Source organism: Burkholderia sp. GbtcB21 (assembly GCF_019091065.1).
Lineage (GTDB): Bacteria > Pseudomonadota > Gammaproteobacteria > Burkholderiales > Burkholderiaceae > Burkholderia > Burkholderia pyrrocinia_C.
Map to the genome: position 1 here is coordinate 1 of NZ_JAGXKA010000017.1, position 13,384 is coordinate 13,384.

The window sequence follows — 13,384 nt, forward strand, 5'->3', positions numbered from 1 at the left end:
TACCGGCGAACCGCTGTCTGGCGTTCAGTATCGTGTCCTCGAGCCGGACGGCACGATTCACAACGGCGTCACGGACGCCGCCGGCAAGACCAAGGTCATCAAGACCAGCTACGCGCAAAGTGTGTTGAAGCTGCAATTTCTGGCAAAGGACGAATAATAATGGCCGATATGTGGATCGATTTGGGTTCGGGCGTCTCGCATGCGGCCTCCGAAGCCAGCTACACGTTGCGGCACTTTCCGCGCCGACTCGACATGATTCGCATCATGCGGATTCCTTTTTATGGCACAAGCGGGGCCATGATGGAAGCAGAACCCGGTCACTACTGGCTGGAGATTGATCACGGTGATCCAAAGATCCAGGAAAGCTATGGCTGGTATCCGGCAACGGACATCACCAATTCCGGGACCACCGACAAGATCAAATCCGGTGTGTCGATGTTCTCCTCTTTCTTCGAGGTCGAAGGGTGTATTAACGGCGATTCGCCGGCAAGGCGAAAATCTCAGGAAAAAAATAAGCAAGGGCCACGTATCGCAGGAGGCGGGATTGGCACAGAGCCCTTTCCGTGGGATCCTCACCACGGCGCGCCTGACGTGCGCACAATTCGTCACCCGTATGTGGGGGTTGGGGACGATCGTTCCGAAGACGAAATCGTGACGGCGATTCGCGATTACACCGCCGGGTACAAGCAGACATCGAACGGGAGATGGACATTCAAGTTCGACGATCCGGCAGAAAACAACTGCCACACGTTTGTGTGGCAAACCCTGTACCACTGCGGGCTTATCGATGTCGACATTCTTGATTCGTCGGTCGACCCACATTTCGCCTCGATCTCGATGGGCGGGCAACACACAAGCGCTATTGGCAAGGTTGTCGGATACATCCAGCGCCCGGAGTTCGTTGACTACCTGTCGTCAAAAGCGAAGGTCATTCAAGGGGTGCTGAGCAAGTATGGGCAGGCTAGGTGACACTTTGACATCCCGATTCGCCGCGAGAGTAGGCATTGTGACCTTCGTCGTGGTCGCTGCATTGGGATACCCGATTCTCAATATGTGCAGGTTCACGGGCTATTGCTCGATGAACGGCCTCAAATGGATGTGGCATATGACACACAAGGACGAGTATGGATTGATCGGTCAGCACCTGGTGCCGGACAAGGAATATTACTTTGAGGTTCGAGCGGCATATTTTGATCGAGACTACCCGCAATATCCTCCTGTTTCTGCGACGCAGATCGAGCCTCAGGAAGAAGTGATAATTCGCGCAGTTCGATCGGATCAGAAGATTGACTGGGGTGTATATTTCAAGCGAACGCGTGATTCGTACCATCATTCCATCGATCTTTCGAGATATGGGGTAATTGTAAATGGAGATTATTTTTTTTCTATTGATGCAAATGGGTTGGTGGATAAGCGAATCACAATTGACGAGGCGTTGCGCATGCCGGCCTATGTCAAAGTAAAGGCATATCTACAGAAAGTAAAAGAAGTTGAGATCGTACGCCGCGTCGAGGAAAATAGAAATCGCTTTACGTACTGGACCACAACGGGCTATCGCAAGGAGATGATCGGGTTTGATATCCAAGATGGCAAGCGAGAAGATTGGCGCGAATGCTACGCGGAATCGAACGGCGATCACACGCCGTGTCCTGATGCGTCGAAAGAGCCCTGATACATTGCACCGCGACCCGCCTCGCTGATCCGTATGCCTGTTGATTTCTCGACATTGCCGCCTGAGGTAGTCTCAGACGCAAAACCGCCGCGGCCGATTGTCTGGTTTCTGCTGGCTATGATCATCATCGGCGGTGGTGTAGCGTTGGTGTTGTGGTTGTGGCCCAAGGGAAAGTCAACACACGATTGGCAGTTCTGGACGTGGGTGATCGCAGTGCCCTCGCTGGTGTATGCGTTGCTTTTCGCCGCGCGATGGCATCTTTACGAACAGGCGCTCGCGCAGGTTGAGGCGTTCAACCGCCAGCGCAAGAGCGTCGTCGTTCACAACACCGCGTTCGCGCAACGGCCGCTCGCGTTACTAGCATCCGCCTACGTTACTGCGATGGGCGAACGGGATGTCGCAAAACGTATTATCCAGCACGAGTCCATGCTGGGATTCCGGCCTGTTCGTGGGATCGGTTCATCGGTCAGTCATACGGCAATCGTCGCGCAGAAACGGGAAGGACGCGAAACCGAGCAACGCCGCACGCGCCGTGATGCTTTTCCTCTTACCAACGACGACCTTCTCGAGTTGTTTGGCAAGCTGATAACGCGTATGCAGCCGACGCTTGCGGCATTGCCGTCGCAAATCGTGCTGCCTGTTCAACTGGTCGTTACGGGGAGCGAATATCCGCTCGATATCGCCAAACAGTGGGAAACAGCATGGCGCGCTTTCGGTTTAGGGGAGTTCGTGCTCAGCTCCCAGTCTAATGAGCAGGGGCTGATGACATTGGACGCGTGGCTTGACGAATCCGATGGTGCGCGACGCAACCGAGTCGCGCTATATGTCAACGTTCAGTTTCGCGATGACCCGCCAGACAACGGTGCGGAAGCCGCGACTGCAATGCTGGTCGCATGGCCGGACATGGCCCATCGCCTGAAGCAACCTGTCCTAGCCTGGCTACACCGTCCTGTACGTTCGATAGCGGACGGATTCGGCATGACGCTTGGAACAGCGTTGATGTGGGGCGCGGTTTCGTTTGTGAACGAAACCCACGCATGGGCAAGCGGGCTCGAAGCCGATGGCCGGGAATGTCTGGCACATGCATTCAAACAGTCGGCGACAGAACCGACGAGCGGCGACGAAAACGCGGTGATGACAGCAAATATCGACACGTCACTGGGAATCACGGGACACGCTGCCGGTTGGCTTGCATGCGCATTAGCGGCTGAAAACTTTGCTGCTACGGATCGACCGCAATTGATCGCCACCCAAGATGGCAACGGTCTGGTTTATGCGGTCGTGCGCAAATCTTCCCTTCAACAACCAGAAGCCATGCAACAGTCATGAGTGAGCAGTCAACCCCTCGTCGAACCAAAGGCTTCCGCGCATTCGTCATTCTCTTGACGATTCTTGCCAGCGTACTGGCGCTGCTGATGGCTGACCAATGGCGCCTGTCCGGCAACGGGCGACTTGGATGGGCGTTTGCGCTAATTGCTGTCGTGGCCCTCATCCTGATCCTCATCGAGCCCTTGATCCATTCATCCTGGGACTGGATTTACGGACGCGCATTTCAGAGTGAGAAGCGTGGCCTTGAGCCGCAACGGAAAAATCTGAAGCGCGACGCGCGTCTTCAATACCTGTGTGACGAATTGCGGGCATCGCGCGGCTGGTTCTGGCGTTACCGTATGCCGTGGCTGATGGTATGTGGCGCGGACGATCTGACAGCTTCGGTGGCGCCCGGGTTGAAGCAGGCTGGTGTTCTTCCCGTCGGCAATGCAATTCTCGTTCACCCTGCGCCGGATGGCGTCGAGGTGTTTCAGTGGCGGAGGCAGATCCGGAAACTGCGCCGACGTCGGCCTGTCGACAGCGTAATTCAGGTCTTGCAATTGGACGGAGATGGCCGCCCTGACAGCGAACTGCCGCACACGCTCGCCACGCTGGCGACGGATTTCGGCTGGGCCGCGCCCGTCACGTTTCTGCATCCGGTGCAGGCTGAGGGCGAGCAGCCCGATACATTTGAGGTGATCGGTGCATTCGGCGGTACGTCACGCAAGGGCGGGGAACAGACGAGAGTGTTGCGCGATCAGCTTGCCATGATCGAAGTGAATACGGCCGATGTGGGAATCCGGTTGGGCTGTGCGCCCACGCGCATGACCTGGCTCTTGAAGGTGTCCGCCTACATCGGCCAGCAGCGCGAGCACATCGTCGCGGGATGGGAAGTGCTGATCGCGTCGCACCGGCTGCGTGCGCCACTATCTGGCGTCGTGTTCGTGCCAGTGTTTGGTACTGAAAAGCTGGAGAGACAGGCTCTTCAACGGGGCGCAACGGAAAACCTGCGATCGCCGACAACGACAGCTCCTGGAACGTGGCCCGATTTTGCGACGAGCCAACCGGTCGCGCTACTCCCCGTGTGGCATGCGATCGCCGGCCGGCGCGGCGTCGGCCGCCGGGTCGGGTTCTACTGGCCCAACGCGCTGGCGAAGCTCGTCGCGGTCGCAGCGATCGCGTGGTGTGTCTGGATGACCGTCTCCTTCATCGGCAACCGGCAGTTGATGCGGGAGGCGCGCGCCGCTGCGGACGCGGCAGTCGATGCTCGGCCACAGACAGCGCAGGCATGGCGCGCCCAAGTGGTGCTGCAGCAACTGATGGAAAAGCTCGAATACCGCCAGCAGCACGGCGCACCGTGGTACTTGCGCGGCGGCCTGTCGCGCAACGACGAAGTCCTCGCGGCACTCTGGCAGCCGTACCGGATTGCCGCGACCCGCAACCTGCAGGCACCGGTGGTGAAGTCAACCGAAGACCTGCTCAAGTTTGCGGGCGAGGCGCGCGCCGATGCGCTGCAATCGCAGGACGCGCGCAGCAGCACCTATAACGCGCTCAAGACCTATTTGATGCTCGCCGATCCGCGGCGCGCTGATCCTGCGTTCCTGAAACGCCTATTCGTGGCGCTGTGGCCGAAGCCGGTCGAGATTCCGGTTGGCGAGCGTGACGATACCGGCCGGCGGCTAGCCGGCTTTTACGCGGATCACCTGAAAGCGCATCCCGAATGGCGGATCGCGCTGGACGACGGCCTCGTGACGTCGACCCGCAACATGCTGGTCACGCAGATGGGTCTGGCTTCGGCCGACGATACGGTGTACCAGCGCATCCTCGACGAGGTCAAAGGCAAGTACGCGGACGCGTCGCTCGACACGCTGCTGAATCGCGCCGACGCCCACGGACTATTCACGACGTCGCAGACCGTGCCCGGCATTTACACGCGCGCCGCGTGGGACGGCATGATCGCCGCGGCGATCGACAAAGCGTCAAGCGAGCGCCGCGTGAGCAGCGACTGGGTGCTGACGGACGCGCAGTCGACACAATCGATCGACAACACGCCATCATCCTCCAACGGAGCTTCGTCCGGGGCACCTGGCGCGATTCGCGCTCAGGCGGCCATCGACGAAAAGCACGCGGCCGACGCACTGAAACAGCGGTTGATAACCCGTTACTTCGCGGAGTATACGGCTGCCTGGCAACGCATGCTCAACAGCCTCCGGTGGCAGCCGGCGTCGAACCTGACCGGTGCAATCGAACAGCTTGCCAGGCTGGCCGACGCGCAGACCTCGCCGCTGATCGCGCTGATGAAATCGGTGCAATATCAGGCACAGGCGGGTCGTCCGTCGCAGGCGCTGACCGACACGCTGGTGCGCAAGGCGCAAAGCCTGATCGGCAACGACGATTCAACAGCCGTATCTGCCGTCAACCCACTCGACAAGCCGTTCGGCCCGCTGCTCGCACTGATGGGCGACACCGGTGCCACACCGGTGAGCGGTAATGACAAGGGCAACGCGACGGCCGATATCGCACTGAACGGCGTGAGCCTGTCGCGCTATCTGACAGCGGCGACGACGATGCGTTTGAAGTTGCAGCAGATCGCAAGCGGCGCCGACGCGCAGGCGATGGCTCGCTCACTCGCGCAGGCGGTGTTCCAGGGCAAGCTGTCGGAACTGTCGCAGGCCCGCGACGACGCAGCGCTCACGGCCGCCAGTCTTGGCTCCGCGTGGTCGGGCTTTGGCGATGCCGCATTTGCGCAGCCGCTCGAGGCCGCGTGGCAGACGATCCTGCAGCCGGCCGCGGCGAGCCTGAACGACGCATGGCGCGCGAGCGTCGCCGCGCCGTTCAACGCGGCGATGAGCGGTCGGTACCCGTTCTTCGACACGCAGTCCGATGCGTCCTTCGCCGAGCTCGGCCGCTACGTGCGGCCCGATACCGGCCTGATTGCGCGCTTCGTCTCGACGCAACTGGCTGGCGTGCTGAAGCTCGAAGGTGATCACTGGATACCGAGCGAACTGGCGCCGCAGGCGCTGCAATTCGATCCAAAGTTCCTGGCCGGCATCAGGCTGCTGTCGACGGTCGGCGCGCAGCTTTATGCACGCGGCGACGCGGGCGAGCGCATCGACATGATGGCGCTGCCGGTGCCAAACGTGACACGCTCGGAGTTGTCGGTCGACGGCAAGCAGATCGTCTATTTCAACCAGCAGGAAAGCTGGACGCCGTTCACGTGGCCCGGCAATGGCTTGACCGGGCGCGCCAGCCTGACGTGGCAGACTGTCGATGTCGGCTTGCGGCAGGCGTTCGATGCGACGGGAGACTGGGCATTCCTGCGACTGCTGAGTAAGGCCGACGTCAAGCCACTTGACAGTACCCGCTACCAGCTTGCATGGAACGTGGCGAACGGCGAACCGCTGCGATACGTGCTGCGCACGCAGCTCGGCGCTGGCCCGCTTGATCTGCTCAAGCTGCGCGGTTTCCGGATGCCCGAGCTGATCTTCACGGTCGGCAAGACCGGCGTCATGCCGGCGTTCCCGTCCCTTCCCCCTTTGCCGCCTGAGTTTCAGCCATGAAAGGAGAGCAAACCTGATGAATGGCGTACGTACAACCCTGCGCCTGCTGGCTTGTCTTCCGCTGGTGGCACTGGTGTCGGCCTGCGGCGCATGGCAATCGGTAAAGGATACGACCGTCGACGCGACGCGTGCGGTGTTCATCGCCAAGGTCAAGCAAATGAACCTCGTGATCGTGAGCCGCAGTGCACTCAATCCGGATGAGCGCGGAGTGGCGCTGCCGGTCGTGATGCGCGTCTACCAGCTCAGGGATTCGAAGGCGTTCGAAACGGCCACCTATGCGCGTTTGCTCGACGGCACGAGCGATGCGCTGAAGGCAGATGTGCTCGCCGAGGCTGAAGTGATGCTCGGTCCAGATGCGACCGTCAAGCTGTCCGAACCGATGGCCGACGACGCGAAGTTTGTGGGTGTCGCAGTGTTCTTTCGCAATCAGTCGAACGCCGAGTGGCATGTGCTGGTTCCGAAGTCGCTATGGAAGAAAACTGATCCCGTCAAGCTTGTCGTGACGGGCAACCGGATGGAGCTGACGCAATGAAAAAGGTGCTCTTCGACCCGGAAATGGCCAGTGCCGTTGACGCCGCGCTTTGGGCGCATGTCGGTGGTTGGTCACCACGGTCTGCGTGTATCTGTTCGACACCCGTGTCGGATTGCGGCACGACCTCGTGTTCATTCCGGTTGACGTAGGCACGGATACACGTCCCGACCAGTGCGATCTTCCAGTCATGGTCCGGCTTATTTTTAACGACAAGAAGGATTCGTTGATGGCATATGTGGCCAATACGTCGGGGGAGGCCGAGTTAGAGGCCGACGATTTGAAGCCGGTGATGGAGATGTGCATCAAGGTTATGCCGGCGCCGTGCAGATCGACGAGATGCGCGGTGACGACACGATGGCGCGCCTGACGCGCTTCGGTAACCGAAAAGCCTTACGCCTCGAGCGTCGGCTCGCGAGCCGCTACAACCGGATCATCATCGGTCCGGCGCGCATCGAGCAGTGCCGGGCGGCGCAGTTTCACCGCACTGGCGACGCGGGCATCTGCGCATGCGGCCGCATGGGCCGCAAAACAGTCTGCGCAAGCTGATCTTCATCCCGCCACACTGATCCGGGTGAATCGGCTGGGGCACGACGCGCGGCGTGCTACGGAAGTCTGACCCGATATCCTTGGGAAGTGCTGCCGGATCGGGCATCCCGGCGCTGATCAACTGCGAACTGACCAATCCGCGGTGGCAGTGCAATGTAACTGTCTGGAGAAAGGGAATGAGGCGTTACGACATTCGGCGCGGCGATACGACGACGGGCAACGGCCGCGTTGAAACCCACCCGGAATCCGACACGATCGACGGGCTCCTGGTCGCTTATGAGCGTGACCGGGTGTGGTGCAACGCCTGCAAGACCATGGGATACATCGAGTGCGTCGGCCCACGCGTCGCCACGACGGGACCGGACGGACGGCAGCAGGCGCTCAGCGATGATCTGTGTCGTTGCAAATGCACCCCTAGCCCAAGACTGATTGCGTCGCAGACACGCTCGTACTGCGATGTGTAACCGTCGCGCGCGGTACACGGCCCCGTGTCTTCATTGGCAGACGGTCCATGCTCGAACCCGGGCCTGCCTGCAGCCGGCTTCACTTCACCGCAAACAGCGTCAGGTTCATGAAGATCTTGAACGCATAACCGAGCGTGACGGCGCCGACCACGCCGCCCGCCCACAGCACGACGAACCACATCCAGCCGCGCATCCGCGGCCGGGGCGCCTCGGGCGGGCGATCGGCGGAATCAGTGGTGGTAGTAATGCTGGTCTTCATGGCGCACCTTGCCTCGGAATACCCAATAACCCATCGTCGTGTAGGCGATGATGATCGGGAGGATAACCGCTGCGCCGACCAGCGTGAAGGTCTGGCTGGAACGCGGCGCCGCCGCTTCCCAGATCGTCATCGTCTGCGGAATCGCATACGGGAACAGCGTGACGAGCAGGCCGACGTAGCCGAGCAGCACGAGCGCCAGCGCGAGCACGAACGGCGTCATGTCGTGCCGGTCGCGCACCGCGCGACGCATCCACACTGCGCACCCGGCGACCAGGAACGGCACCGGCAGCAGGCGCCAGAACAGCCCCGTATCGAACCAGCGCTGCGCGATGGCCGGATCCTGCAGCGGCGTCCACAGGCTGACGACCGCGATGAAGCCGAGCAGCACGACGGTCAGCGGCCACACCACGCGATGCAGCCGGCGCTGCAGGTCGCCTTCGGTCTTCGCGACGAGCCAGCAGCAGCCGAGCAGCGCATAGGTCACGATCAGGCCGAGGCCCGTCAGCAGGCTGAACGGCGTGAGCCAGTCGAACGCGTCGCCCGCGAACACGCCGTCCTTCACGGTGATGCCCTGCAGGAACGCGCCGAGCGCGATCCCCTGGAACAACGTCGCGCCGGCCGAGCCGCCGATGAATGCGAGATCCCACAGCTGCTTGGTGCGTCGCGCCTTCGCGCGGATCTCGAACGACACGCCGCGGAAGATCAGGCAGACCAGCATGAAGATCAGCGGCAGGTACAGCGCCGACAGCACGGTCGAATAGACGATCGGGAACACCGCGAACAGCCCGGCGCCGCCGAGCACGAGCCAGGTCTCGTTGCCGTCCCACACGGGCGCGACCGTGTTCATCATCAGGTCGCGTTCCTTCTCGTCCGGGAAGAACGGGAAGACGATGCCGATGCCGAGGTCGAAGCCGTCGAGCACGACGTACATGAAGAGCCCCAATGCGATGATCGCGGCCCAGATTACGGTGACGTCCATAGGTTTTCTCGATTGCGGATGGGGTGGGCTCAGACGGTCTCGATCAACTCGTCGACGGCCGACATCGGGCGGCGCGCGGTGTGATCGGGGCGCGTGTCGGGCGTGTCGTCGTGCTTCGCGTCGGGCAGCGCGGGGCCGGCCTTCATCAGCTTCAGCATGTAGTACACGCCGGTGCCGAACACGAGGAAGTACACGATCACGAACGTCATCATCGACAGGCTGACCTGCTGCACCGACAGCGGCGACACGGCCTGCGCGGTGCGCATCACGCCATACACGACCCACGGCTGGCGGCCCGCTTCGGTCGTCACCCAGCCCGCGAGCAGCGACACGAAGCCGGTCGGGCCCATCACGAGCGCGAAGCGCTGGAACCACTTCGATTCATACAGGCGGCCGCGGCGGCGCAGCAGCCACGCGAGCGCGGCGAGGCCGATCATCGCAAAGCCGAGGCCGACCATGATCCGGAAGCTCCAGAACACGACGGTCGAGTTCGGACGGTCCTCAGGCGGGAATTCCTTCAGCCCGCGGATCTCGCCGTCCCAGCTGTGCGTGAGGATCAGGCTGCCGAGGTGCGGCACCTTCACCGCGTAGCGGGTCGCTTCCGCCTTCATGTCCGGAATGCCGAACAGGTTGAGCGGCGTGCCGCCCTTCTCGGTTTCCCACAGCCCTTCGATCGCGGCGATCTTCGCGGGCTGGTGCTTCAGCGTGTTGATGCCGTGCTGGTCGCCGATCAAGGCCTGCAGCGGCGCGAGTACGAGCAGCAGCCACAGCGCCATCGAGAACATCTTCTTTACGCCCTTGTCGCGGCGGCCCTTCAGCAGGTGCCACGCGCCCGTCGCGGCCACGACCAGCGCGGCGACGATGAACGCCGCGATCGCCATGTGGAACAGGCGGTACGGGAACGACGGGTTGAAGATGATCGCGAACCAGTCGGTCGGCACGACGCGGCCGTCGACGATCTCGAAGCCCTGCGGCGTCTGCATCCAGCTGTTCGACGCGAGGATCCAGAACGTCGAGATCAGCGTGCCGATCGCGACCATCAGCGTCGCGCCGAAGTGCGCGCGCGGGCTCACGCGGTTCCAGCCGAACAGCATGATGCCGAGGAAGCCGGCTTCGAGGAAGAACGCGGTCATCACCTCGTACATCAGCAGCGGGCCGGTGACCGAGCCGGCGAAGCTCGAGAAGCCCGACCAGTTGGTGCCGAACTGATAGCTCATCACCACGCCGGAGACGACGCCCATCCCGAACGCGACCGCGAAGATCTTCGACCAGAACAGACAGAGGGTCTTGTAGTACTGCTTGCCGGTCTTGAGCCAGCGATATTCGAGCACGGCGATGAAGCTGGCGAGGCCGATGCTCAGCGCCGGAAAGACGATGTGAAAGGAGACGGTGAACGCGAATTGCAGGCGGGCCAGATCGAGGGCCGAAAGTGCGGTGTCCATACCAGATGACCGAAGCTGACGATACCCGCCGGCGGGTGCCGGCGGACCCCGGCCGACAGGCGGCGGGGTTGGCTGGAGTATGTGCCGCGATGTTGCACCGCGAAATGCGCCAACTCGTCGCAGATGTCCAGCCTGCCGCGCGCGATTCCGGGATAAATCGTTGATTCGTATCAAGAAGGCCGTTCGCGGCGCGTGCGGCCGCGGCGTGGCGGTCTGACGCACGTGCGGCAATATGGCGCGTCGCGTCATCGGAACGGTTCGATCCGCACGCCCGTACCGTGCGGAACCCCCGGCGTGCCGCCGTGCGCGGCCGATCCGTTTCGACGCGTTAGCGTGTAACGCGGGCGACCGCGCGGGAGGGGCGTGGCGGGTGGGGGCCGCGGCTCGACCGTCGGCACGCGCTGCGTGAATTGCGTACACTCTGAGTCTCGTTTCGGCAGGGCCGGGCGCATCGGTTCCGGTCCGCGTTCACTCAGGGCACGAAGATGATCGATTTACGCAGCGATACCGTGACACGTCCGAGCCAGGCAATGCTGGCCGCGATGACTGCCGCCGAAGTCGGCGACGACGTATGGGGCGACGACCCGACCGTGCTGCGCCTGCAGGCGGCCGTGGCCGAGCGGACCGGCAAGGAGGCCGGCCTGTTCTTCCCGAGCGGCACGCAGAGCAACCTGGCCGCGCTGATGTCCCATTGCGAGCGCGGCGACGAGTACATCGTCGGCCAGCTCGCGCACACCTACAAGTACGAAGGCGGCGGCGCGGCCGTGCTGGGCAGCATCCAGCCGCAACCGATCGAGAACGCGCCGGACGGCACGCTGCCGCTCGCGAAGATCGCCGCGGCGATCAAGCCGATCGACAATCACTTTGCCCGCACGCGCTTGCTCGCGCTCGAGAACACGATCGGCGGCCAGGTCTTGCCGGAAGGCTATATGCAGGAAGCCGTCGCGTTCGCGCGCAGCCGCGGGCTGTCGACGCACCTCGACGGCGCGCGCGTATGCAACGCGGCCGTCGCGTCGGGGCGCCCGATCGCCGAGTTGTGCGCGCCGTTCGATACCGTATCGATCTGCTTCTCGAAAGGGCTCGGCGCACCGGTCGGCTCGGTGCTGGTCGGCAGCCGCGCGCTGATCGAGCGCGCGCAGCGCTGGCGCAAGGTGCTCGGCGGCGGGATGCGGCAGTCGGGCATTCTCGCGGCGGCGTGCCTGTATGCGCTCGACCACAACGTCGAGCGGCTCGCGGACGATCATGCGAACGCCGCGCATCTCGCGGCAGGCCTCGCGCGCATCGAATCCGTGAAGGTGCTGTCGCACGCGACGAACATGGTGTTCGCGCAATTTCCCGAAGCCGATTGCGCGCCGCTCGAGGCGTGGCTCAAGGAGCGCGGGATTCTCACGCAGATGCTGTACGCGTCGCGCTTCGTTACCCACTGTGATGTGTCGCGCGCGGACATCGATACGTTCGTCGGCGCGGTCGGTGCGTATTTCTCGCAGCGGCGCGCGTAACCGCCGCGAGCCGGGTCGTCACCGGCTCATGTCATTTCGGCAGCGGCGCGAGCAACCGGCGCGCCGCTTCGACCACCCGCGCGGACAGCGACGCCATCGTCGGCGACTGCACGGTCCACGCGTGCCAGTACAGCGTGACGTCGGTCGGATGCGCGGGCGCGAGATCGACGAGCCCCTGCGCGTCGAGCGGCGCGGTGCCGATCAGCGGCTCTGGCACCATCGCGTAGCCGAGCCCGTGCCGCACCGCCGCGAAGTGCGAATGGGTGCCCGGCACGTAATGGCACGGGTATGCACCTTCCGGCAACCCGAACTTCTCCTTCAGGAACGACGACTGCAGCGTGTCGCGCCGCGAATACGCGACGACGGGCGCGTTGCGTGCGCTCGTGCGGTTCAGCCCGCGCGGAAACCAGCGCGCCGCGAACGCGGCGGCCGCGAGCAGCCGGTAGCGCATCGTGCCGAGCGGCGTCGCGATGCAGCCGCGCATCGGCTTCGGCTCGGTCGTCACGCAGCCGACCGCCATTCCGCTTTCGAGCAGCGCGAACGTGTGGTCCTGATCCTCGACGATCAGCTCGAACAGGATCCGCTCGCCCGCGAGCACGGACGTCAGCGCGGGCAGGAACCACGTGCCGAGGCTGTCGGAATTCAGCGCGATCGTCACCGAGATCGGCGATTCGCGCTCGGTCGCGAGCGTGCTTTGCAGGTCGGCCTGCAGCAGCGCGACGCGCCGCAGGTGCTGCAGCACGCGCTGCCCGGCCACCGTCGGGCGGCACGGCCGCGTGCGCAGCACGAGCGGCGTGCCGAGGCTCGCCTCCAGCGCGCGGACCCGCTGCGTGACGGCGGATGCGGTCACGTGCAGGCGCACGGCCGCCTGCTCGAAGCTGCCCGTGTCGGCGACGGCCAGCAGCGCGGCGGCCTGCTTCGGATCGATCGTCAGCGACATGTCGACGGAATTCCTGTGAACGGGGACGAGAACAGGCCGTAGTGTAAGGCAGCGCGCGCCGCCGTCCGGACGCGGCGAATCGTCCCGCCGCGCGTCATTCGTCGTCGGAATCGGTTGCCGCGTATGGGATGCCGGCGGCGCGTGCATTTTGATCTACGCTATATGGATGTGTGAAACGCGGCA

General features: G+C 63.2%; 12 protein-coding genes. 8 read left to right on the forward strand and 4 right to left on the reverse strand.

Annotated elements, in window-relative coordinates; translation table 11 throughout:
* Positions 1 to 159 precede the first annotated feature (159 nt).
* From KVT39_RS29800 to KVT39_RS29830, 7 genes are all read left to right on the forward strand, one after another.
* Positions 160 to 969, forward strand: a complete 810-nt coding sequence (locus KVT39_RS29800) for a hypothetical protein (RefSeq protein WP_175749596.1) — start codon at positions 160 to 162, stop codon at positions 967 to 969.
* A 109-nt stretch (positions 970 to 1,078) separates the two neighbouring features.
* The gene (locus tag KVT39_RS29805; protein WP_175749595.1) at positions 1,079 to 1,672 is read left to right on the forward strand and encodes a hypothetical protein; all 594 of its coding nucleotides are present in this window, start codon (positions 1,079 to 1,081) and stop codon (positions 1,670 to 1,672) included.
* A gap of 33 nt (positions 1,673 to 1,705) precedes the next feature.
* Positions 1,706 to 3,001 carry a hypothetical protein gene (locus KVT39_RS29810; protein ID WP_217590816.1) on the forward strand — a complete coding sequence of 432 codons (1,296 nt, stop codon included), beginning with the start codon at positions 1,706 to 1,708 and terminating at the stop codon, positions 2,999 to 3,001.
* Positions 2,998 to 6,540 (forward strand): ImcF-related family protein, encoded by a 3,543-nt coding sequence (locus KVT39_RS29815; RefSeq protein WP_217590817.1) that lies wholly within the window; start codon positions 2,998 to 3,000, stop codon positions 6,538 to 6,540. Before KVT39_RS29810 ends, KVT39_RS29815 begins: the two co-directional genes overlap by 4 nt.
* 16 nt (positions 6,541 to 6,556) lie before the next feature.
* A complete protein-coding gene (gene tssJ / locus KVT39_RS29820) occupies positions 6,557 to 7,072 on the forward strand; it encodes a type VI secretion system lipoprotein TssJ (RefSeq protein WP_217590818.1) in 516 nt (171 codons plus the stop codon).
* 321 nt (positions 7,073 to 7,393) lie between these two features.
* Positions 7,394 to 7,618, forward strand: a complete 225-nt coding sequence (locus KVT39_RS29825; RefSeq protein WP_175749592.1) for a hypothetical protein — start codon at positions 7,394 to 7,396, stop codon at positions 7,616 to 7,618.
* A gap of 176 nt (positions 7,619 to 7,794) precedes the next feature.
* On the forward strand, positions 7,795 to 8,082 hold the full coding sequence (locus KVT39_RS29830) for a PAAR domain-containing protein (protein ID WP_175749591.1): 288 nt from the start codon (positions 7,795 to 7,797) through the stop codon (positions 8,080 to 8,082).
* Between the two features lie 79 nt (positions 8,083 to 8,161).
* Here the strand turns inward: KVT39_RS29830 and KVT39_RS29835 are convergent, their stop codons facing one another.
* From KVT39_RS29835 to KVT39_RS29845, 3 genes are read right to left on the reverse strand one after another with little or no spacing between them, the layout of a single operon-like run.
* Positions 8,162 to 8,341: a hypothetical protein gene (locus KVT39_RS29835; RefSeq protein WP_034181658.1), complete on the reverse strand. Its 180-nt coding sequence runs from the start codon at positions 8,339 to 8,341 to the stop codon at positions 8,162 to 8,164.
* Positions 8,313 to 9,320, reverse strand: a complete 1,008-nt coding sequence (gene cydB, locus KVT39_RS29840; RefSeq protein WP_034181659.1) for a cytochrome d ubiquinol oxidase subunit II — start codon at positions 9,318 to 9,320, stop codon at positions 8,313 to 8,315. The genes KVT39_RS29835 and cydB overlap by 29 nt, the downstream gene beginning before the upstream one ends.
* Before the next feature lie 29 nt (positions 9,321 to 9,349).
* Positions 9,350 to 10,762 carry a cytochrome ubiquinol oxidase subunit I gene (locus KVT39_RS29845; protein ID WP_217590819.1) on the reverse strand — a complete coding sequence of 471 codons (1,413 nt, stop codon included), beginning with the start codon at positions 10,760 to 10,762 and terminating at the stop codon, positions 9,350 to 9,352.
* 485 nt (positions 10,763 to 11,247) lie between these two features.
* Here KVT39_RS29845 and ltaE point away from each other — a divergent pair, with 485 nt between their 5' ends.
* A complete protein-coding gene (ltaE, locus tag KVT39_RS29850) occupies positions 11,248 to 12,261 on the forward strand; it encodes a low-specificity L-threonine aldolase (RefSeq protein ID WP_217590820.1) in 1,014 nt (337 codons plus the stop codon).
* A gap of 31 nt (positions 12,262 to 12,292) precedes the next feature.
* Here ltaE and KVT39_RS29855 read toward each other — a convergent pair whose 3' ends face one another.
* Positions 12,293 to 13,195: an HTH-type transcriptional regulator ArgP gene (locus KVT39_RS29855; protein ID WP_243712189.1), complete on the reverse strand. Its 903-nt coding sequence runs from the start codon at positions 13,193 to 13,195 to the stop codon at positions 12,293 to 12,295.
* Positions 13,196 to 13,384 lie beyond the last annotated feature (189 nt).